The 19,900-nt window shown below is 55.7% G+C and carries 19 protein-coding genes, 1 tRNA gene and 1 pseudogene; 12 read left to right on the top strand and 9 right to left on the bottom strand.

From position 1 onward, the window contains the following. Window positions 1–54 precede the first annotated feature (54 nt). From AC2FIZ_RS05495 to AC2FIZ_RS05475, 5 genes and pseudogenes are all read left to right on the top strand, one after another. Complete coding sequence (locus tag AC2FIZ_RS05495; RefSeq protein ID WP_281972354.1) at window positions 55–1,083, top strand: LacI family DNA-binding transcriptional regulator; 1,029 nt, start codon at window positions 55–57, stop codon at window positions 1,081–1,083. Between the two features lie 76 nt (window positions 1,084–1,159). Beyond that, window positions 1,160–2,320, top strand: coding sequence for a fatty acid desaturase family protein (locus tag AC2FIZ_RS05490; protein WP_496790702.1), 1,161 nt, complete (start codon window positions 1,160–1,162; stop codon window positions 2,318–2,320). Then, window positions 2,320–2,631: a MocE family 2Fe-2S type ferredoxin gene (locus tag AC2FIZ_RS05485; RefSeq protein WP_271946204.1), complete on the top strand. Its 312-nt coding sequence runs from the start codon at window positions 2,320–2,322 to the stop codon at window positions 2,629–2,631. The genes AC2FIZ_RS05490 and AC2FIZ_RS05485 overlap by 1 nt, the downstream gene beginning before the upstream one ends. Window positions 2,632–2,653: 22 nt before the next feature. After that, window positions 2,654–3,703 carry a hypothetical protein gene (locus AC2FIZ_RS05480; protein WP_496790700.1) on the top strand — a complete coding sequence of 350 codons (1,050 nt, stop codon included), beginning with the start codon at window positions 2,654–2,656 and terminating at the stop codon, window positions 3,701–3,703. Between the two features lie 105 nt (window positions 3,704–3,808). Further along, window positions 3,809–4,353, top strand: a pseudogene (locus AC2FIZ_RS05475) (DDE-type integrase/transposase/recombinase). A gap of 217 nt (window positions 4,354–4,570) precedes the next feature. On the opposite strand, the gene AC2FIZ_RS05470 reads toward AC2FIZ_RS05475, so the two are convergent. The 8 genes from AC2FIZ_RS05470 to AC2FIZ_RS05435 form a co-directional block, all read right to left on the bottom strand. Continuing rightward, window positions 4,571–5,668, bottom strand: a complete 1,098-nt coding sequence (locus AC2FIZ_RS05470) for a M56 family metallopeptidase (RefSeq protein ID WP_496790698.1) — start codon at window positions 5,666–5,668, stop codon at window positions 4,571–4,573. Beyond that, window positions 5,655–6,050 carry a BlaI/MecI/CopY family transcriptional regulator gene (locus tag AC2FIZ_RS05465; RefSeq protein WP_142634715.1) on the bottom strand — a complete coding sequence of 132 codons (396 nt, stop codon included), beginning with the start codon at window positions 6,048–6,050 and terminating at the stop codon, window positions 5,655–5,657. The genes AC2FIZ_RS05470 and AC2FIZ_RS05465 overlap by 14 nt, the downstream gene beginning before the upstream one ends. A 65-nt stretch (window positions 6,051–6,115) precedes the next feature. Then, window positions 6,116–6,520 (bottom strand): DUF2160 domain-containing protein, encoded by a 405-nt coding sequence (locus tag AC2FIZ_RS05460; protein WP_281972348.1) that lies wholly within the window; start codon window positions 6,518–6,520, stop codon window positions 6,116–6,118. A gap of 8 nt (window positions 6,521–6,528) precedes the next feature. Beyond that, window positions 6,529–7,326 (bottom strand): carbohydrate ABC transporter permease, encoded by a 798-nt coding sequence (locus tag AC2FIZ_RS05455; RefSeq protein WP_142634711.1) that lies wholly within the window; start codon window positions 7,324–7,326, stop codon window positions 6,529–6,531. After that, complete coding sequence (locus AC2FIZ_RS05450) at window positions 7,323–8,186, bottom strand: carbohydrate ABC transporter permease (protein WP_142634709.1); 864 nt, start codon at window positions 8,184–8,186, stop codon at window positions 7,323–7,325. Before AC2FIZ_RS05450 ends, AC2FIZ_RS05455 begins: the two co-directional genes overlap by 4 nt. After that, window positions 8,183–9,259, bottom strand: a complete 1,077-nt coding sequence (locus AC2FIZ_RS05445) for an ABC transporter ATP-binding protein (protein ID WP_271946215.1) — start codon at window positions 9,257–9,259, stop codon at window positions 8,183–8,185. The genes AC2FIZ_RS05450 and AC2FIZ_RS05445 overlap by 4 nt, the downstream gene beginning before the upstream one ends. Window position 9,260: 1 nt before the next feature. Next, window positions 9,261–10,310, bottom strand: a complete 1,050-nt coding sequence (locus AC2FIZ_RS05440) for an ABC transporter ATP-binding protein (RefSeq protein ID WP_281972347.1) — start codon at window positions 10,308–10,310, stop codon at window positions 9,261–9,263. A 62-nt stretch (window positions 10,311–10,372) separates the two neighbouring features. Further along, window positions 10,373–12,112, bottom strand: coding sequence for an ABC transporter substrate-binding protein (locus AC2FIZ_RS05435; protein ID WP_271946219.1), 1,740 nt, complete (start codon window positions 12,110–12,112; stop codon window positions 10,373–10,375). Between the two features lie 319 nt (window positions 12,113–12,431). On the opposite strand from AC2FIZ_RS05435, the gene AC2FIZ_RS05430 reads away from it, so the two are divergent. From AC2FIZ_RS05430 to AC2FIZ_RS05400, 7 genes are read left to right on the top strand one after another with little or no spacing between them, the layout of a single operon-like run. Beyond that, on the top strand, window positions 12,432–13,793 hold the full coding sequence (locus tag AC2FIZ_RS05430) for a V-type ATP synthase subunit B (RefSeq protein WP_282021390.1): 1,362 nt from the start codon (window positions 12,432–12,434) through the stop codon (window positions 13,791–13,793). Further along, window positions 13,771–14,376 carry a V-type ATP synthase subunit D gene (locus AC2FIZ_RS05425; protein WP_271946224.1) on the top strand — a complete coding sequence of 202 codons (606 nt, stop codon included), beginning with the start codon at window positions 13,771–13,773 and terminating at the stop codon, window positions 14,374–14,376. The genes AC2FIZ_RS05430 and AC2FIZ_RS05425 overlap by 23 nt, the downstream gene beginning before the upstream one ends. Next, the gene (locus tag AC2FIZ_RS05420) at window positions 14,373–16,169 is read left to right on the top strand and encodes a V-type ATP synthase subunit I (protein WP_496790697.1); all 1,797 of its coding nucleotides are present in this window, start codon (window positions 14,373–14,375) and stop codon (window positions 16,167–16,169) included. The genes AC2FIZ_RS05425 and AC2FIZ_RS05420 overlap by 4 nt, the downstream gene beginning before the upstream one ends. After that, a complete protein-coding gene (locus tag AC2FIZ_RS05415; RefSeq protein WP_281972343.1) occupies window positions 16,166–16,609 on the top strand; it encodes an ATP synthase subunit C in 444 nt (147 codons plus the stop codon). The genes AC2FIZ_RS05420 and AC2FIZ_RS05415 overlap by 4 nt, the downstream gene beginning before the upstream one ends. Next, complete coding sequence (locus AC2FIZ_RS05410) at window positions 16,609–17,286, top strand: hypothetical protein (RefSeq protein ID WP_281994824.1); 678 nt, start codon at window positions 16,609–16,611, stop codon at window positions 17,284–17,286. The genes AC2FIZ_RS05415 and AC2FIZ_RS05410 overlap by 1 nt, the downstream gene beginning before the upstream one ends. Window position 17,287: 1 nt before the next feature. Further along, a complete protein-coding gene (locus AC2FIZ_RS05405) occupies window positions 17,288–17,980 on the top strand; it encodes a hypothetical protein (protein WP_281994823.1) in 693 nt (230 codons plus the stop codon). Beyond that, on the top strand, window positions 17,977–19,818 hold the full coding sequence (locus AC2FIZ_RS05400) for a V-type ATP synthase subunit A (protein ID WP_281994822.1): 1,842 nt from the start codon (window positions 17,977–17,979) through the stop codon (window positions 19,816–19,818). The genes AC2FIZ_RS05405 and AC2FIZ_RS05400 overlap by 4 nt, the downstream gene beginning before the upstream one ends. A gap of 5 nt (window positions 19,819–19,823) precedes the next feature. On the opposite strand, the gene AC2FIZ_RS05395 is transcribed toward AC2FIZ_RS05400, so the two are convergent. Next, window positions 19,824–19,898, bottom strand: a tRNA-Glu gene (locus AC2FIZ_RS05395). Window positions 19,899–19,900 lie beyond the last annotated feature (2 nt).

Below are 19,900 nucleotides of genomic sequence, written 5' to 3'. Positions count from 1 at the left end.
ACATAATCGGCATCACATGAGATTCGAGTCAAGCCAGAAATCGACTGCCAAGCAATGAGCAAGATACCCAAACCCGCCACAATACAGGACGTCGCACGTGTTTCGCAGGTGTCGACAGCCACTGTCAGTCGTGTTCTGTCCAATCCCGATCTGGTGTCAAAATCAACACGTGTTGCTGTTTTGGAAGCTATTCGCGAGACGGGATATCGCGTTAATCAGGCAGCCCGAAACCTGCGGATGAAAAGGGCGGGGGCCGTACTGATCCTTGTTCCCAACCTCGGCAAACCTTTCTATTCGGGCATACTTGCCGGTATCAGTGAGGGGTTTGCGGGCTCGGACTATGCAGTTCTGATTGCCGATACCGAAAGTAATCCGCTGCAGGAAGAAACTCTTGCCGGGTACTTTCGAGACGGCCGGATAGATGGCGCAATCTCTTTGGATGGTGGCATTCCTTCGACCGCACTTCAGCAATGCGTCACATACGGCGCGGGCGACCGCATAGTATTTTTGTGTGAATGGGTGGAAGGCGAGGCCTTTCCGGTGATTTCCAGCGACAACGCCGAAGGTGCGCGATTGGCGATCAGGCATCTGCATGATTTGGGCCACAAAAAAATCGCGCATGTTACCGGTCCCGACGGGAATGTTCTGACGACCGCTCGGCGTAAGGGCGTGGTCGAAGAACGGACACGCTTGGGGCTTCCAGCGCGGCCCGAGTGGATTATCAGAGGCGACTTTTCGCTGGAATCCGGACATGAGGCCGCCAGACGAATACTTGCGATGGATGAGCGCCCAACGGCGGTGTTCTGCGCTGCGGATATGGTTGCCTTTGGGTTGATTTCTGGGCTGGTCGCGGGTGGGTTGAAGGTGCCCGGTGACATTTCGGTTGTTGGTTTCGACGATATCGAAATGTCAGGATCCTATGTTCCGGCTCTGACAACAATCCGACAGGACCGACACCAACTGGGACGCCGTGCGGCAGAGGTTTTGCTGGGCCAGTTGGCGAACACTGGTAAAGCGCTTCCAATGAAATCAGCGCTTCCCGTAGAGCTTGTAACACGGGCGAGCTCTGCGCCGCCCAATTAGCGAAGTCAAAATTCAGGCGCCTTTGCTATAGTCTAGGAAGAAGCGGGAGGCGCTGTGAGCGATGGAGACAGGGGAAATGAGTAAGTCGACCACACCCATTGGCTCTGAACTCACTGTTCGGGATTATTCCCTGACTGGTGTAAATACGCGTCAAGCGATCGAAAACGGTCTTTCGGCCGCGGAATGGTACCACAGCGATGTTCCTCGTAAGAAGCTGAAATCGCTTATGAAGCGCAGGGATGCGCCGGCCATTCGTGACACAGTGATCTGGATCGCTTTGCACTTTGTATTTGCGGCTGGCGGGCTGTACTTCTGGGGTAGCTGGCTTTGCGTGCCTTTCTGGTTTGCATACGGTGTCGTGTATGGTTCGGCCTGCGATAGCCGTTGGCACGAATGCGGACACGGAACGGCGTTTCGAACCCGCTGGATGAACGACGTCGTGTACCACATCGCGTCCTTCCAGATTATGCGAAACCCGGTCAATTGGCGCTGGAGCCATGCTCGGCATCACACCGATACACTCATTGTTGGCCGCGATCCGGAAATAGCGTGGATGCACCCGATCAGCCTCGTCCTGAAAGCGCTTGCGTTTGTGGGGATTGTTGAAACGTGGACCTCGCTCAAAGTTCTGACGCGAAATGCGATGGGAAACTTGTCGCAAGAAGAGCGGGATTACATTCCGGAAAGCCAATGGCCCAAAGCGGTCCTTTGGGCGCGGATTCACATTGCAATCTACGTTGCCGTCTTGTTGATTTCATTTGTTTTGCTTGTCTCCGGGGCCGCATGGAAATCCCTGATCCCCATACTCTTAATCGGAGGTCCTCGGGTCTATGGGTGTTGGCATTTTGTAATGACGGGGTTGCTTCAGCATGGAGGGCTTGCGGAGAACGTTCTTGATCACCGTTTAAATTCACGTACACTTTATATGAACCCGATAAGCCGTTGGGTTTACTGGAACATGAATTACCATATTGAGCATCACATGTTCCCGATGGTTCCGTATTACTCTCTTCCAGCGCTTCATGATCTGATCAAGGATGATCTGCCGCCGCCGAATACTTCGATTTGGGACGGCTACAAAGAAATGATGGGTTCTGTCATGAAGCAGCGTGTTGACCCGAGTTACGCCATACGAAAGTCTCTCCCGCCGACGGCCCGCCCATATCGGGAACATTTTCACTTGGCAGTTCCGGAGAGAAACACGGGGTTAGAAATCGGTGATCGAGGAGGAACGTAATGCCTTGGGTTGACGCATGCGCCGTAGACGATGTTGAGGAAGAAGATCTCATTCGTTGGGACCACGACGGTAGAACCTACTTGATTGTTCGCAGTTTGGACAATGAGTTCTATTGCACCGACGGCCTCTGTACACACGAACAAGTGCACTTATCGGACGGTCTGGTGATGGACAATGAGATAGAGTGCCCCAAGCATAATGGGCTATTCGACTATCGCACGGGCAAAGCTTTGAGGGCGCCCGTATGCGAAGATCTTCGCACCTACGAAACCAGAGTAGGAAATGGTCGCGTCATGGTATTGGTGGAATGATTTTTTGGGCTAGGAGTGGTTTGTGATCGAGCTGTCCGCAACAGGCATCCGGCTTTCATTCGATTTGCAGTTGGGGTTGATCGAGAGTTTCAGTGTGTACGACGGTAACGCTGAGATTTCACCACTACATCGCGCACCTTGGGTCGGCACAGACGAAGTTATGCCCGAAGGTATAGCTCCTCATTTGGAAAAACTCGGCGGTGATTTCTTCTGCGCCCCATTCGGGTCAACTGAGGGGACATCGCCGCTGCATGGGTGGCCAGCTAACTCTCGTTGGAGACTAGAAGAAAAGACCGACAGCTATTTGCGCGCTGAGCTCGACAGAACGGTCTATGGAGCTAGGCTGCAAAAAGAGATTACACTGCATCCTGAGCATCCATTCGTCTACCAGCGTCACACTTTCATTGGTGGCGACGGCACGATGCCGGTTGCAAATCACGCAAATGTATCCTTGCCCAATGGTGGGATCATTCAAACCTCTCGAAAGCAGTGTTGGAGAACGCCTAAGGTTGAACAGGAAGTTGATCCGGCATTAGGCTATTCAGCGCTTAGATATCCGGCTGAAAGCCAAACGTTGGCGTCTTTTCCCGGGAAAGACCGCGAAGTGAATCTGTCAAACTACCCATGGTCTCCACAGAGTGAAGACTTTGTTGTTGGATTGGATTCGCCTGAAGAGAAATTGGGTTGGACCGCGGTAACTCGCCCCGTGGAGGGCGACATGTTCCTGTCGCTTAAATCGGCTCAGGCCTTGCCGATGACGATGTTGTGGCATTCGAACGGTGGTCGATATTATGCTCCTTGGTCGAGCCGCCACTTCGCCTGCCTTGGGGTTGAGGAGGGGGCCGCTTCGCCCATCCTAGGAAATGTCGAAAATAGTTTCCCGAACGATCACGGCGTCATTCATCTAAACCCCGATCGCCAAGTTGAGGTTACACATGTAATCGGGGCGCTTCGTTGGTGTAGTGGAGCCAGGGTGATTGCAGTTGAAACTCTGGGAAACCAACTTTTGATCCGAGGTACAGAAAATCAGGAGATTCTTGTGCCATTCGATCCGCAAGCCCTGAACATTTGAACGGGTGGTGCAGGGGAAATTGGCTTGAGACAGGCAGGGCAGTTTCGTAGCTTCGCTTGATGACAAAAACGCTCACTTTTTTGTTGCTTCAAAACCAACCCTGAGATCATTCGTCTAGCAGTGATCGTGTATGTTCGATTCTGGTTGAATAGGTTTGGCCCTATCTGTGCCGCAGAAATTAGCCGAAAACGCATAAATCGGATGCGATGTTTCGCGAACTGGTGGCGGCATTTAAATAAGGTTATTGTTGAAGATCAACGGCAAGCAATATCACCTGTGGCGGGTAGCCGACCATGAAGGCGAGGTGCTGGAAATCTATTTCACGAAGCGCCGTGATCGTGTTGCGGCCCTTTTACACTTGAAGACAGCGATGAAACGATGGGGCCAGTCAGGTTTCGTCGTCACTGACAAGTCGCACTCTTACGACGCGGCGATGAAAGTCATAGGAAATGCCTCAAGGCAAGAAACCGACCGTTGGAAGAACAATCTTGCTGAGTATTCCCATCTTCCGTCGGCGAAAAGAACGTGCGATGCTCTGCTTCCGGCAAATGCGGTGTTTGCAAAAGTTTGCCGCAGACGACACTTCCGTCCATAGTCACTTCAATCATGAACGGCAGCTTTACTCACGCGACAAGTTCAAACTCAGTTGAACTGCCGCCCTTTCGGCGTGGAGCCAATTTAGTTTCGCCTAATTTTCAGCTTTCTGAGGTAGACTGAGACTGGTTCGAATTTGCCTGACAGCACCGCCACTCAGCCTGTTTCACCAAGCAACCTGCGATTTCTTTCTTCAGCAAACGCGGATTGGCTTCGCTGCAAGAATGTGCGTCGCGCTGCAGATCCTTCGAAAATATTTCCCACGAATAAGGGTCAGTTGCCCTGATTGCGGGCTTCCAACCGTTCAAGGTTCACAACGGTCGACAGCATCAACCTGTCATGGCTCCAGTCGTCTACAGGCTGCAATGACGCAGCGCCTAACGCCAATATCACAGCAAAAGCCGCGCTTAAGGCAAAGAACAGAGGGGGCATTGTGGGTTGGATTGCAGGGGCATCTGCCAGGGCAATCACACGTTGACGCAAGACGCGTTTGGCCTTGCCCCCTTTAACCAATGCTACGTTCAATACACGCGGGCTGCCGCGCATTACTGAATTGGAGCAATAGTTCAGCAGGCAGGACGTGTATTCGACCGCGTTGATTTCACGGCGCGAAACGACGGATTGATCACAGGCCAGCTCGCGCAGCCGATCGAATTGAAACTTGAGAATCAGATATGCCGGGTTCCAGAACAGGAACGGCCGCAAAAGCTCGAACCCCAGTTCCCATTCAACATCGGCAGCCCTTACATGTTGCAGCTCGTGTGCAAGGGCAAACCGCATATCGCTGGGGGTGTTGAGCAGATGGCTGGGCAATACCACATGCCTGCGCCACAAACCGCGAACGGCGAAGGGGACTGTGACCCGGTCGGACAGGCGGATATCGACCTTTTCCGAGCTTCGCCACAGATAGCTGGAGCGAACAATGCCTCGGATTGCCAAACCGTCACGGATAATGCGCAGGATGCAGACCGCAGAATAGAGCGCCATTACCACCAAGATTGCCGATATAATCGGGTTTTCTCCTGCAAGGGTCTGTTCGATCCACCTTTGCCGGGTATTGAGCAGGGCCTCGAACTGGGTGGCGGGCATGGCGATATCGCCACGCAGATAGGCGGCAACGGCAAGATCCCCAATGGCGACCCCGCCTTCAACGGAATACATCGCCATGACCAAACCAGCCCCGATTGCCAAAAGGGGGCTGAGCAGTACGCAAAGACACAGAATTTTCAATGCGCGCAGCTGTGCAACAAACCCGTGTCGCATCTGCGTCATTGAAACCACGTATCTTGCCGCGATCCATACAATCGCTGCTAGGGCAAGAACCAGATTCAGTTCGAGAAATGCGTCGAGAACCGGTTTAACCGCTGTCATTTTGCAGTCTCCTCTCTACCAGTGCCCGAATATCCTCAAGATCTGCCTCGCTCAGACCGGCGTCATCTACCAACCGTGCAACCAGCGTGGCTGGTGTGTCATCGAACAAGGTTCGTGACAGGTTCTGCAGTGAGCGCGCCTGATACCTATCCTTTTCCAGAAGCGGCGTATAACTCAGGGTCTTGCCGTTTTTGCGACTTTCTACAAAGCCTTTTTCGTCAAGAATGCGAAGGATTGTGGCCCCTGACGTATAGGCCAGGTTCCGATCCGGTGGCAGCCGGTCCAGTACATCACGCACCGAGCCCTGACCCAGAGCCCAGAGTTCGTTCATGAACTCCAGTTCGACCTCGGTCAGCAGGTTTGTCGTCTTTTTCTTTCGCATTGATCCCAGTGCCGTCATTTTACCTGTGCCTGACAGACAAGCATTCTTTGATGGTTTCGCAAAGCTTAAACTTTCCAGAACACGAAAACGCCCCAGCCGATGGACAGGAACAGCGGTGTCCAGACCGGTTGCCCGACTAGCCCTAACCAGGCCAGAAAAATGTAAGCTGCCCCAAGCAATGTGATGAACAGCCGGTCGCCCAATGTGGTGGTCAAGCCCAGAACGCCGCGCCGTTCAATCCCGTCGCGGAATTTGAACCCTTCCAGCAGACCGATCAGCGCAATGGCTGAAAAGATGCCGACAAATACGGCCAGGGTCGCCGGTGTCCACGCCATCCAGAAATCCGGCCACAAGGGCGCAGTCCAGGAAAACTCTTTTTCTTCGGGCTGACCTACACTTCCCCACCCGGCCTGTGCTTGCGCCAAGGCCGAACCCGGGATCAGAAAGGGGATCAAAAGCAGTTTACGCATATCGAACCTCATACACGCCCCATCGCGAAACCACGCGCGATGTAGTTGCGGACAAACCAGATGACGATGGCGCCGGGGATGATGGTCAGCGTCCCGGCGGCGGCCAGCAGGCCCAATTCGTACCCGGCGCTGGACGCGGTTCGGGTCATTACGGCAGCGATGGGTTTGGCCTCGACCGCTGTCAGAGTCTTGGCCAACAGCATTTCGACCCATGAGAACATGAAGCAGAAGAATGCCGCGACGCCTACGCCCGCTTTGATATTTGGCAGGAATATCGTGACGAAAAAGCGCGGGAAGGAATACCCGTCCACATAAGCGGTTTCGTCCAACTCCTTGGGGATGCCACGCATGAACCCTTCCAAAATCCACACCGCTAGCGGCACGTTGAACAGCGTATGCGCCAGCGCCACCGCCAGATAGGTGTCAAACAACTGGATTGACGAATAGAGCTGAAAGAACGGCAAGGCGAACACCGCAGCCGGTGCCATCCGGTTGGTCAGCAGCCAGAAGAACAACTGCTTGTCCCCTAGGAACCGATAGCGTGAGAACGCATAGGCCGCTGGCAGGGCGACACAGACGGAAAGCACCGTGTTCAACGTCACATAGGTGATCGAGTTGATGTAGCCCCAATACCACGTCGGGTCTGTGAAGATCGTGATGTAATTTTCTAGCGTAAAGGTCTGCGGGAACAGAGAAAAGCCCGACAGGATCTCGTTCGTGGTCTTGAAGGACATCGCCACTAGCCAATAGATCGGCAGCATCAGGAACGCGATATAGAGGATCGGGATGAGGGAGCGCTTTTTCATTCGGCGTCATCCTTTGTCATCAGAGTGTAGAAGACCCATGAGACCAGCAGTGTGATGGCGAAATAGATCAAGCTCATCGCAGCCGCAGGGCCAAGGTCGAACTGTCCCAGCGCGATCTTTACAAGATCGATCGACAGTAAGGTGGTCGAGTTTCCGGGACCCCCGCCAGTCAAAACGAAGGGTTCGGTGTAGATGTTGAAACTGTCCATGAACCGCAGCAGGATAGCGATTGTCAGAACCGTCTTCATCTTGGGTAACTGGATATACCGGAACACTGACCACGGGCTGGCACCGTCGATCTTGGCCGCCTGATAATAGGCGTCCGGGATCGAAACCAGACCCGCATAGCACAGTAGAACCACCAGCGAAGTCCAGTGCCAGACATCCATGATGATGACAGTGATCCAGGCCGACAGAGGCTGTTGGGTCATGTCATAGTTGATGCCCAAAACGTCATTTAGGAAGTATCCAAGCAGGCCGATCTTGGGCAGCGTAAAGATGTTCCACATCGAGCCCACCACATTCCACGGTATCAGCATCGGCAGGGCCATCAGAACCAGACAGACCGGCACCCAAAAGCCTTTACGCGGCATGGATAGCGCGACGATGATACCCAAGGGCACCTCGATGATCAGGATCATGAAGGTAAACAGGAACTGTCGCCCAAGTGCGGCCTGAAACCGGTCCGACCGCAGGATCTGTTCGAACCAACCCAGGCCTTCCCAGAAAAACTGATTGTTGCCGAAGGTCTCCTGCACCGAGTAGTTGACCACCGTCATCATTGGCACCAGCGCGTTGAACGCGACCAGTGCCAGAACCGGCAAGACAAAGAACCATGCTCTTTGGTTTATTGTTCTCATTGGGCCCGCTCCTGCGTTGCGATCCAGCCGTCGCGATAGACGCGGGACTGCTCGGGTTTGAATTGCAGAAAGACCATCGAGCCTTGTTCGGGCGCATTGTGTTCGGTGACGGCCTTGATCGGTGTGTTCCCAACCATGGCACTGACCACGTAATGGCGCCCGATATCGGCTACTTTGGTGACATGTGCCGGTATGCCGGATTGGCCGAAGCCTACATATTCCGGGCGTATTCCTAGATCGGTGCGACCACCTTCACCATGGGTCGGACCTTCCAAGACCACCTCATGCCCTTCGAAAATAGCGCGATCGCCCTTGGTCTCGCAGGGCAAGACATTCATGCCGGGCGAGCCGATAAAGTGACCAACGAATGTATGCTGAGGCCGCTCGAACAGTTCAACCGGCGTACCAATCTGAACCACTTCACCATCCTGCATGACCACGACTTCATCAGCAAAAGTCAACGCCTCGGTCTGGTCGTGGGTGACGTAGATCATTGTGGCTTTTACGCGCTGGTGCAGCTCTTTCAACTTGGACCGCAGTTTCCATTTCAGATGCGGGTCGATCACGGTCAGCGGCTCATCAAACATCACCGCATTCACGTCATCGCGCACTAGTCCGCGCCCCATCGAGATTTTTTGCTTGTTGTCCGGGCTCAGGCCAGAGGCTTTGGTGCCCAGCATATCCGCGACATCCAGCATTTCGGCAATCTCATCAACACGCCGCTTGATGGTTGCCGCGTCAACGCCCCGGTTTTTCAGAGGAAAGGCTAGGTTCTCGCCTACGGTCATCGTGTCGTAGATCACTGGAAACTGAAAAACCTGCGCAATGTTGCGCTGATCAGGGGGCAGGGCGGTCACGTCGCGGTCATCAAACAGGATCTGCCCCTCGGAAGGTGTCAGCAGGCCCGAGATGATGTTCAGCAGCGTAGACTTGCCGCAGCCCGAAGGCCCCAGCAGCGCATAGGCCCCACCATCGCGCCAAGTGACATCGATTTCCTTCAGCGCATAATCCTCGGGGCCTTGCGGCGATGGCATATAGCTGTGTCGAAGGTTTGAAAGCTTGATCTGTGCCATGTCAGGCCACCCTTTTGCCGTCTTGGCCGAAATACCGGCAATGAGCCGGATTCATATAGAAACTATGGTCTTCGCCAACCTGATAGGGATGTACGCCCGCCGCCAATGAAACCCATGCGTCGTTCCCATGTTGGAAATGCGCACTGGAGTCAGATCCGGATAGCTCGGTCACGATCACACGCCCGGTCAGTTCTATATCTGCGTCCGACGTGCGGAAGGGCGTCACACGATGCGGGCGTACCGCCACTGTGTATTCACCGTCTGCGATGCCGGTGACGGCCCAGCCACCGCCCCCTGCAAGTTGCGCCTGTGTACCCGAGACGGTGATATGCGCGACGTTGATCGGCGGATCCGAGAACACACGTGCGGCAGCGATGTTTTCCGGATTGCGGTAGATATCAGCGGTTGGCCCAAATTGGGTGACCCGGCCGTCTGCCATCAGAGCGGTATGACCACCGAGCAGCAATGCTTCTTCCGGTTCTGAAGTCGCATAGACCACAACGGCCCCGCGTCCGGCAAAAAGATCAGGAAGTTGCTCGCGTAGCTCTTCGCGCAGTTTGTAGTCCAGATTGGCAAGGGGTTCATCAAGGAACACGGCCCGGCTTTCCTTGGCAATCGCGCGGGCCAAAGCGGTGCGTTGTTGTTGTCCACCCGACAGCTCGTGCGGGCGGCGCTGCAGCATCGGGCGCAGCTGCAGCAGATCTGCGGCCTCTTCCACGCGGCCTTCGATTTCGCTTTTCGCCATGCCTGCTACGCGCAGGGGCGAGGCAATGTTGTCGAAAACGCTCATATGGGGGTAATTGACGAAAAACTGGTGCACCAGACTGATCTTACGCTTCTGCGTATTCAGCCGGGTCACGTCCTGCCCGTCCATCAGGACCTTGCCTGCGGCGATCGGATCCAGTCCGGCCATCATCTTGATCAGTGATGTTTTCCCGGAACCGGTGGCACCCAGTAACACATTGAAATGGCCTGTTTGCAGCGTCAGATTCGTGGGTTTGATATGGATGACGTTGCCGACTCGTTTGGTCGCGTCTTGAAGTTCGATCATCTGGTGTTCTCTGGGGGTATTTGGGGGTAGGCCGGGTCTGAGCCCGGCCTACGAGTTTACGCTTACTGGGACTGCCAGCGCTGAACCAGTTCGTCATAGTTGACGGTCTGGCCTTGCGGCTTTTCGTTCTCCAGCTTGGCTTTTGGCGAACCCGGCTTTTCCAGCCAGAAGGACGCATCCTGCGGCTCGTTCAAGCGCGGACCACAACCGCCGTAGACACCGGCGCTTTCATCCGCGGCCTGCATCCGGCCCATTGTGATGTCCATCTCTTCGGCCAGACGATCCATCGCTTCTTGCGGAGTGAAGGCACCCGAGTTCACGTCACCAATCTGCTGCCACCAGATCTGGGCCAGCTTCGGATAATCCGGCACGTTGATGCCGGTCGGCGACCATGCCACGCGGTCAGGTGAGCGATAGAACTCGACCAGACCACCCAGCTTGGGCGCGCGTTCGGTGAACGACTCGTGGTTGACCGAGCTGTCGCGAATGAAAGTCAGACCCACATGGGACTTCTTCACGTCGACCGTCTTGGATGTCACGAACTGGGCATACAGCCAAGCCGCCTGAGCACGATCCGCAGGGGTCGACTTCAGGAAAGTCCAGGATCCCACGTCCTGATACCCAACCTTCTGACCATCTTCCCAATAGGGGCCATGCGGGCTCGGCGCCATCCGCCAAAGCGGTGTGCCTTCGTCGTCGACGGTGTTGTTGCCTTCGGACTTCGGCTTCACCATGTCGGCGGTAAAGGCGGTGTACCAGAAGATTTGCTGGGCCACGTTGCCTTGGCTAAGCGCCGGCAGCGACTGGTAGAAGTCATAAGACGCGGCACCTGGAGGTGCATAGTTGCGCAGCCATTCGTCCCATTTGCGGATCGCATAGACCGCAGCTGGACCGTTCGCAGCACCGCCGCGCGACACAGATGCGCCAACAGGGTTACAGGTGCCCGCTTCCATGCGGATGCCCCATTCGTCAACGGGGATGCCGTTCGGCTCACCCTTGTCGCCAGCACCAGCCATCGACAGCCAAGCGTCGGTCATACGCCAGCCAAGGTCAGGCGCGCGCTTGCCGTAATCCATGTGGCCATAGATCGCGGTACCGTCGACTTCTTTCACATCGTTGGTAAAGAAATCGGCGATGTCTTCGTAAGCGGACCAGTTGACCGGAACACCCAGATCATAGCCGTACTTCTCTTTGAACGCGGCTTTGTTTGCCTCATCGTCGAACCAATCCTTGCGGAACCAGTAGAGGTTCGCAAACTGCTGATCAGGCAGCTGATACAGCTTGCCATCCGGACCGGTGGTGAACTGAATGCCCATGAAGTCATCCAGATCCAGCGTCGGAGAGGTCGTGCCCGCCCAGTCGCCACCCATCATGTCGGTCAGCGGATACGCCAACTGCAGACGCGAGTGGGTGCCGATCAGGTCACTGTCGTTCACGTAGCCGTCATACAGGTTCCGACCTGTTTGCAGCTGGGTTTGAACGGCTTGAACTACTTCGCCTTCACCCAGAATCTGGTGATTGACCTTGATGCCGGTAATTTCTTCGAACGCCTTGGTCAGAACCTCAGATTCGTAAGAGTGCGTAGGGATGCCTTCGGACAGGACGTTGATTTCCATGCCATTGTAAGGCTGTGCAGCTTCGATGAACCATTGCATCTCGGCCATCTGCTCGTCTTTCGACAGGGTTGATGGCTGGAATTCGTCGTCGATCCAGCGTTGTGCTGCGGCTTCGTCGGCCCAAACGGGACCGTGCCCCGCAATGACGGCAGCCGCCGCCACTGCGGAAAGTAGATGTCTCCGCATCTGTTTCCTCCCAAAGATAATGTGATCCGGCGCAGACCGGATGACGATCAGCATCAGCGATTTGCCTCCTGCGTGTCAAACTAAATTTTTAGTAATTGAGGTGATGGCAGGGATAAATTTCTGAAAATGAATTGATTTATATCATGTTTTAAAGCACCATTTGCCCATTAATTTCAGTTCGCAGACCCCTTGAATGCAGGGTCGCGCGCGTGGTTTTTCGGCAGACGCTGTGATGTGGGTCCATTTGAAAAGCAGACCTTTGTGACCGTTTGCTGCACGATTTGAGTTCAATCAAGTTTTCAGGCTAAGAGGATCAGCAATGTCCCGAAGTCTTCTGAAATTTACCCGCGTTCTCGAGATCGTGGGGGATACGCTAAAGATAAAAGTTCCGAGTGACGGGTCCGCTGACGCGACGGTGCGTTTCAACGATCTGGCCGTGATCGAAACGGTCGATGGGCACAGAACGCTGGCGCAAGTCATCTTCATCGACCGCGATGTGATAACCTTGCAAGTGTTCTCGGGTACCAAGGGGATTTCGACCGAGGCGACAGCAACGTTCCTTGGTCATCCGATGCAAACCCCGTATTCGGCCAATATTCTGGGCCGGGTGTTTGACGGCGCAGGCGAGGCGATTGACGGCGGCCCGGACTTGTCTGCCGAACCGCGCATCGACATTGGGGGACCGACGGTGAATCCGGTTGAGCGGTCGGTTCCCAACAAGATGATTCGCACGGATGTGCCGATGATCGACGTGTTCAATACACTGGTCGAAAGCCAGAAGATCCCAATTTTTTCGGTATCCGGCGAGCCGTTCAACGCGTTTCTCAGCCGCATCGGCATTCAGGCGGATGCGGATATTGTTGTGTTTGGCGGGTTAGGGCTGATTTTTGACGACTACCACACGTTCAGAACCTCGTTCGAGGATGCGGGCGTGTTCTCGCGGACCGTGATGTTCGTCAATCAGGCCATGGACCCGTTGGTCGAACGCCTGCTGGTGCCGGATATGGCGCTGGCCGTTGCCGAGAAATTCGCTGTGGAAGAGGGCAAGCGTGTTCTGGTCCTGCTGACGGATATGACCGCCTATGCCGATGCGATGAAAGAGGTTGGGATCAGTCAGGAACGCGTCCCATCGCAGCGTGGATATATGGGCGATCTCTACTCGCAACTGGCACGACGGTATGAGAAAGCTTGCGACTATGCCAAGGGTGGATCGGTTACTGTGCTGACTGTCACAACCATGCCCGGGAATGACGTGACCCATCCGGTCCCAGACAACACCGGGTATATCACTGAAGGCCAGTTTTACCTGCATTCCGGGGTGATCGACCCGTTCGGCAGTTTGTCGCGCCTCAAGCAGAATGTAATCGGCAAAACCACACGCGAAGACCACGGCCAGATCATGAACACGATGATCCGGTTCTATTCCGAAAGCCGAGATGCCGCGCAGAAACAGGCCATGGCGTTTGACCTATCGGATTATGACAACCAGTTGCTGAAATTCGGCGCTTTGTTCCGTAAACGCTTTATGGACATCAACGTCTCGATCCCGCTGGAGGATGCGCTAGATCTGGGATGGAAGACACTAGCTGAATGCTTTGCCCCCGAGCAGTTGCTGATGAAGCAGGATCTGATCGACAAATACTTCCCAAAGGATGCACATGGCGCGGTTGCAGCTGAATAAATCGTCGCTTGCACGCGAGCAGACGCAGCTGAAAAGCTATGAGCGGTTCTTGCCGTCTCTGGACCTGAAGCGTCAGCAACTGATGGCTGAACGGGCCAAGGCACGTAAAAATGTGCAGTACCTGCAGGAGGAGGTGACGCGCTTGGCACAGCAGGTCGGGGAAAAGCTGCCCATGCTGGCGCAACAAGGTGTCGACCTGGAAGGGTTGGTCGAACTAAAGGATTACCGGCTGAAGAAGGTCAACGTGGTTGGCGTTACCATGCCCGATCTGGACCGGATCGAGGTCGCGGTACGTCCGTATTCCCTTTTGGCCAAGCCACATTGGGTGGATGCAGTGGCGCGTTTGTTGCATGACATGATCGAAGCTCGATTGCGCGTGAAAGTGGCCGAAGAAAGGGTCAGGATTTTTGACAAATCAGTGGCCACGATCACCCAGCGCGTCAATCTGTTCGAGAAAGTGTTGATCCCGCGCGCCAGGGCCAACATCAAGAAAATCCGCATCTATCTGAGCGATGAACAGATGCAATCCGTTGTGCGCTCGAAAATCTCCAAACGCAAACATGCGAAGGAGGTTGCGGCATGAGTGTTGCAAGGCTGAAGAAACTGTCTTTGGTCGGCCATGCCGCGAACAAGGGGGACACTCTGGGCGCGCTGCAGACATTGGGATGCATGCATGTTTTGCCTTTGGCACCGCCGCCGGCAGAGCCAGAGCGGATCAACGAGCGTGGTGCCCGAAATGCGTATAAAGCATTGCGGTTTTTGAAAGAATCGTCGGAAACGCGTCGTCAGGTTCGGCGCGATTCTGGTTTTGATATGGACCAGTTCGTCGGTGAAGTCCTGGACTTGATGCAGCGCATAAGGGATATGACCGACCACCGGGATTTTTTGGCCCACCGGATCGCTCAGGTGCGCCCGTGGGGAGATCTGGATTTTCCGCCGAGTGATGTGTTGGCAGGCAACCGGCTTTGGTTCTATCAACTGCCGCTAAAACACCGTGAGGCACTGGCGGAGCTTCAGTTGCCCTGGGCCATCCTGCAAGAGGACCACCGGTTTCTCTACGCCGTTCTGATCGCCCCGGAAGATCCCGAAGACGACATCCTTCCAGTGCCGCGCACCCATACGGGTTCGTTGCCCATTCACGAGCTTGAAGCTCAGCTGGAAGAGGCCGAAATCGCCATTGAGGCGCTGGAAGCCGAGCGTATCGGGCAGACCCGTTTTCTGACGTTGATGCGGCGTAATCTTGCCGCCGCCGAAAGCGCAGCCGAACTGGCCCATGCCACGCAAAAGGTCCGCGACGAAGGCGAAGTGTTTGCCCTGCAGGGTTGGGTGCCCAGCGATCAGGTCGAGGCTGTCCTGGACATGGCCAATTCGCAGAACGCCGCTGTTTTGATCGAAGACCCGGGCCCGAACGAGATACCTCCGACGCTACTTGAGCAGCCGGAAAATCGCAGTGCAGCGGTAGACCTTGCCCTGTTCTATCAGGTTCCTGGGTACCGAGAATGGGACCCCAGCATAATCGTGTCCGTCTCGTTCGCGATCTTCTTTGCGATGATCGTTGCGGATGCCGGCTATGGCCTGGTTATCCTGCTGGGGCTGTTGGCCTTCTGGAAACGTCTCGACAATACACCAGCGAAAAGATCGTGGCGGCTTTATGGTCTGATCATTTCGGGCGCGACGGTCCTGTACGGGATTTTGGTTGGAAGCTATTTTGGCGCTTCCCCGGCCTCGAGCACGATCTGGGGGAAACTCAAGCTGTTGGACCTGAACAATTTCGACTCGATGATGATGATTTCAATCGTGGTCGGCGTTCTGCACCTGATATTGGCGAATGCGCTTGCAGCACGCGCGTCTTGGGGGCGGCGCAGTTCCGTTGCCAATCTTGGCTGGATCGCGGTGTTGATCGGCGGGTTCATACTGTGGCTGAGCTATATGAAAGGGGGACCCACAGCAGCGGGTGCTGCGATTATGATCGCAGGCGCTTTGGCGATCCTTCTGTTCACCAGCGAGCGCAAGATTGCCAAACCGTCAGACTGGCTTTGGCGCCTTATAGAAGGGGTACAGGGGTTGGCCGGGGCGATGGGCGCCTTTGGAGATGTTCTTAGCTATATGCGCCTGTTTGCACTGGGATTGGCCTCGGCCTCACTGGCGATCACGTTCAACGATCTGGCGGTCTCGGTGATGCAGTCCCTGAAAGGGCTGGGCCTTCTGTTTGGCGTGCTGATCCTGATCGCCGGGCACATCCTCAATTTCGCGCTCGCCATGATGAGTGGCGTCGTTCACGGATTACGTCTCAATTACATCGAATTCTTTAAATGGGGTCTGCCGGATGAAGGCATCGTCTTTCGCCCGTTCGCCCGCAAGGAGGTTCAGGAATGAATGAGCTTGTACTTACATTGGGCTGGTTGGGAATCTATGCCCCCATGGCGCTGGGCGCCGCAGCAAGCGCGATTGGCTGTTCCATTGCTGGACAGGCCAGTATCGGAGCGATGACGGAAACCGAAGGCGGGTATGGCCGGTTCATCGGCGTGTCGGCCTTTCCCTCGACCATGGTGATCTACGGCATTGTCATCATGTTTACACTGAACCGCGATGTGACGCCTGAAAATGCAGGCGGGCTGTTCGGGATCGGCATTCTGTCGGGCATCGCCCTGATGTATTGCGGCATCTGGCAGGGAAGGGCCTGTGCTGCAGCGATTAACGCAACCAAGGAAAAGCCCGAGATTTTTGGCCTGGCACTTGCGCCGGCTGCAATCATCGAGGGCTTTGGCGTATTTGCCTTTGTCTTTGCTTTGGTCATCAGCGCGGGGATTAGCTGATGGCACAGGACGGGATGATTTCGCATGGGGTGGATGCGCTGATCGACAAGCTGCGCAGCGATGGTGTGGCTGCCGGTCAGGCCGATGCAGACAAGCTGCGCGCTGATGCCAAAGCCGAGGCGGCCAAAATTCTTGCCGATGCCAAGCGCGACGTAGATGAGTATCGGAAAAAGGCCCGTGCCGAGGCGGATAATTATCGCACAGCCGGAGAAGAGGCGCTGAACACAGCGATGCGTGATGCGGTGCTTACAATGAAGGCCGGTCTGACAGATCGATTTCGCAAGGATGTTGAACGGCTGGTCACCCAAGAAATGACTGATCCTGAACTGCTGAAACAAATGATCCTTGAGGTCGTCGGTCGCGCCGCGTCAGACGCCAGATTGGAAGGGCCTGCGCAAGTCATACTGCCCCCCAGTGTCGCCACTCAGGATGACATCAAACAAAACGCCGATGATATTCAGTCGGGAAAGCTGACGCGTTACGTTCTGGGACTGACGGCTGAAATGCTGAAGGAACAGGTTGAGCTGCACAGCGCGGATGACACCCAGAATGGCATCCGCATCCGGGCTGATGAACAGGGGGTTGTTCTGGATCTGACCGATAAGGCCGTCGCCTCGTTGTTGATGGAACATTTGCAGCCGCGCTTTCGTGCCGTTTTGGAAGGTGTGATCCGGTAACATGTCGGACCCTGACGCCTATATCGCGCTGATCAGCAGCCTGCCGGGCTCGGAACGGTTGTTCATCGCCAAACAACCTCCGCTGTCGCGGCTCAGGCTGGACCGGCGCTTGCGGGCGCTGACACCAGCGGATGCACGGGTTCTGGAGGTAATGGAACACGCTCTGAACTGGAACAACTATGATATGAACGTCACGGATGCACAGACCATTGAGCGATGCAAAGAAGCGCTCCGGCACATTCCACAACCGACCTTGCGCAAGCTGTTCATGGAACGGATGGATTTGAGGACGGCGGTTGCCGCGCTGCGCCTGCGCAAACAGGGGGGTGCTGCACCTAGTGGCGTCTATGGCATTGGACGCTGGAGCCGACACATTCCGGCCAACTGGGGCGACCCTGCCTTTCGGCTGGAAACCCCGATGCCCTGGATCAAAGAAGCCAAACACTTGCTGGATGTCGATGATCCCCTGGGGCTTGAACGGTTGCTTTTGTCGGTCAGCCATAAGCAACTGAAACGCTACGCCGCGCGCCATCTATTCGATTTCGAAGCCGTGGCGATTTATGTTCTGATCTGGAATATTTTTGATCGCTGGGCGCAAAGCAATGCGCGTGACGCGGCAACGCGCTTTGAGAAACTGGCGCAACACGCCATGGCAAGTGCGATCGACTTAGATTTCGAGGGAGTAAGCGCATGACAGCCCCAACCTCCGCCACGCAGACCTCTACTGCCCGCGTCGTCTCGGTACAGGAAGGGCTGGTACAAATTCAGGCGAACCCTGATGCCACAGGCCATCCCGGACAGCTGGTCAAGAATGAGGTCGTTTTCATTCTGCCCACGCGGCCCAGCCCCGGTGGACGTCAGGAACGTCTGAAAGCCGAAGTGTTACGGGTGCGGGGCGACACTGCCGATGTGCAGGTTTACGAAAGCACTGATGGCGTCGCCGTGGGCGACCCGGTCGAACAATCCGGGCAGCTGCTCTCGGTCGAACTTGGTCCTGGGCTGTTGGGGCAGGTGTTTGACGGCTTGCAGTCGCCTTTGGCCAAAGTGGCGGCAGAATTCGGAACCTTTCTGCCGCGTGGGGCGGACGTGGCGCCGCTGGACACTCAGGCAAAGTGGTCGTTTACCCCATCGGTCAAGGTGGGCGACACGGTCACTTCAGGCGACAGCATCGGGGCGGTGCCCGAGGGGCATTTTACCCATAAGATCATGCTGCCCTTTAACTGGGTTGGGGATTACAAAGTCATTTGGGTTCAGAAGGGTGCGGCCATGATCCATGATATCGTGGCGCGGCTTGAAGATGCACAGGGGGGTGAGCACACGCTGACCCTGTCGCAGAAATGGCCGGTACGGCGGGCTTTGCCGGAAAACGTTCTGAAACGCACTTTGTCCGAGCGGCTCTATCCAACCGAACCTGTGCTGACCTCTCAGCGCCTGATCGACACGTTCTTTCCGATTGCCCGCGGTGGGACGGCCTGTATTCCCGGTCCGTTCGGCGCAGGCAAGACGGTGCTGCAGAACCTGATTGCACGCAACGCCAAGGTGGACATCGTGATCGTGGTGGCCTGTGGTGAACGCGCGGGTGAGGTTGTCGAGACGATTGCGGAATTCCCGAAGATGACCGACCCGACCACTGGCGGCAGTCTGATGGACCGGACGATCATCATCTGCAACACCTCCTCGATGCCCGTAGCCGCGCGCGAGGCGTCTATATTCACCGGGATCACCCTGGGCGAATATTACCGCCAGATGGGGTACGACGTGCTGCTGATTGCGGACAGTACCAGCCGCTGGGCTCAGGCCATGCGCGAGACCTCCGGCAAGCTCGAAGAAATTCCGGGGGAAGAGGGCTTTCCCGCCTATCTCGAAAGCTCGATCAAGGGGTTGTACGAACGCGCCGGAGCGATGAAGACCAATGATGGGGACACCGGCAGCCTGACCCTGATCGGGACCGTGTCACCGGCAGGTGGGAACTTTGATGAACCGGTCACGCAATCGACGCTGTCCACGGTGAAGTGTTTCCTCGGCCTGTCGTCCGAACGCGCCTACAAGCGGTTCTATCCCGCAGTCGATCCGATGCTCAGCTGGTCGCGTTATCTGGAACAGCTCTCGGACTGGTACGACACCAACGCCGAAGCCGGATGGACGGCCAAAGTGCGCGACTTGCTGGCATTGATCGAAAGGGGCGAACAGGTTGACCAGATGATGCAGGTGACCGGCGAGGAAGGGGTCACGATCGAGGATTTTGTGACTCAGCAAAAGGCGCTGTTTGTCGACATGGTCTATCTGCAGCAGGATGCCTTTGACCCGGTGGATGCGTCGGTTCCGCTAGAGCGTCAGAAGATGACGTTCAAACTGGTCTATGGCGTCACTCAATCCACCGCGCAGTTCGCCGACAAGGCCGAGGTACGCCAGGTCTTCACTCAGCTTACGGGATTGATGAAGAACTTCCACTATGCCGCCGAAAACACGCCGGAATTCAAATCTGTCTGGGGACAGGTGCAGGCCCTGTGTCAGGAAAAGTTCGGTGTGTGAAGAAATGGTAGCCCGTAGGGGAATCGAACCCCTCTTTCCAGGTTGAAAACCTGGCGTCCTAACCGATAGACGAACGGGCCAC

Source organism: Ruegeria sp. CDSB022, from assembly GCF_059611145.1.
This window is presented reverse-complemented; position numbering and strand designations above follow the sequence as displayed.

Bases quoted from the DNA above. Each gene is read 5' to 3' on its own strand.
- AC2FIZ_RS05465 (WP_142634715.1), bottom strand. From the start codon at position 6,050: ATGCGAAAGAAAAAGACGACAAACCTGCTGACCGAGGTCGAACTGGAG.
- AC2FIZ_RS05410 (WP_281994824.1), top strand. From the start codon at position 16,609: ATGGCACAGGACGGGATGATTTCGCATGGGGTGGATGCGCTGATCGAC.
- AC2FIZ_RS05415 (WP_281972343.1), top strand. From the start codon at position 16,166: ATGAATGAGCTTGTACTTACATTGGGCTGGTTGGGAATCTATGCCCCC.
- AC2FIZ_RS05445 (WP_271946215.1), bottom strand. From the start codon at position 9,259: ATGGCACAGATCAAGCTTTCAAACCTTCGACACAGCTATATGCCATCG.
- AC2FIZ_RS05490 (WP_496790702.1), top strand. From the start codon at position 1,160: ATGAGTAAGTCGACCACACCCATTGGCTCTGAACTCACTGTTCGGGAT.
- AC2FIZ_RS05430 (WP_282021390.1), top strand. From the start codon at position 12,432: ATGTCCCGAAGTCTTCTGAAATTTACCCGCGTTCTCGAGATCGTGGGG.
- AC2FIZ_RS05435 (WP_271946219.1), bottom strand. From the start codon at position 12,112: ATGCGGAGACATCTACTTTCCGCAGTGGCGGCGGCTGCCGTCATTGCG.
- AC2FIZ_RS05455 (WP_142634711.1), bottom strand. From the start codon at position 7,326: ATGAAAAAGCGCTCCCTCATCCCGATCCTCTATATCGCGTTCCTGATG.
- AC2FIZ_RS05425 (WP_271946224.1), top strand. From the start codon at position 13,771: ATGGCGCGGTTGCAGCTGAATAAATCGTCGCTTGCACGCGAGCAGACG.
- AC2FIZ_RS05405 (WP_281994823.1), top strand. From the start codon at position 17,288: ATGTCGGACCCTGACGCCTATATCGCGCTGATCAGCAGCCTGCCGGGC.
- AC2FIZ_RS05450 (WP_142634709.1), bottom strand. From the start codon at position 8,186: ATGAGAACAATAAACCAAAGAGCATGGTTCTTTGTCTTGCCGGTTCTG.
- AC2FIZ_RS05485 (WP_271946204.1), top strand. From the start codon at position 2,320: ATGCCTTGGGTTGACGCATGCGCCGTAGACGATGTTGAGGAAGAAGAT.
- AC2FIZ_RS05470 (WP_496790698.1), bottom strand. From the start codon at position 5,668: ATGACAGCGGTTAAACCGGTTCTCGACGCATTTCTCGAACTGAATCTG.
- AC2FIZ_RS05400 (WP_281994822.1), top strand. From the start codon at position 17,977: ATGACAGCCCCAACCTCCGCCACGCAGACCTCTACTGCCCGCGTCGTC.
- AC2FIZ_RS05460 (WP_281972348.1), bottom strand. From the start codon at position 6,520: ATGCGTAAACTGCTTTTGATCCCCTTTCTGATCCCGGGTTCGGCCTTG.
- AC2FIZ_RS05495 (WP_281972354.1), top strand. From the start codon at position 55: ATGAGCAAGATACCCAAACCCGCCACAATACAGGACGTCGCACGTGTT.
- AC2FIZ_RS05440 (WP_281972347.1), bottom strand. From the start codon at position 10,310: ATGATCGAACTTCAAGACGCGACCAAACGAGTCGGCAACGTCATCCAT.
- AC2FIZ_RS05420 (WP_496790697.1), top strand. From the start codon at position 14,373: ATGAGTGTTGCAAGGCTGAAGAAACTGTCTTTGGTCGGCCATGCCGCG.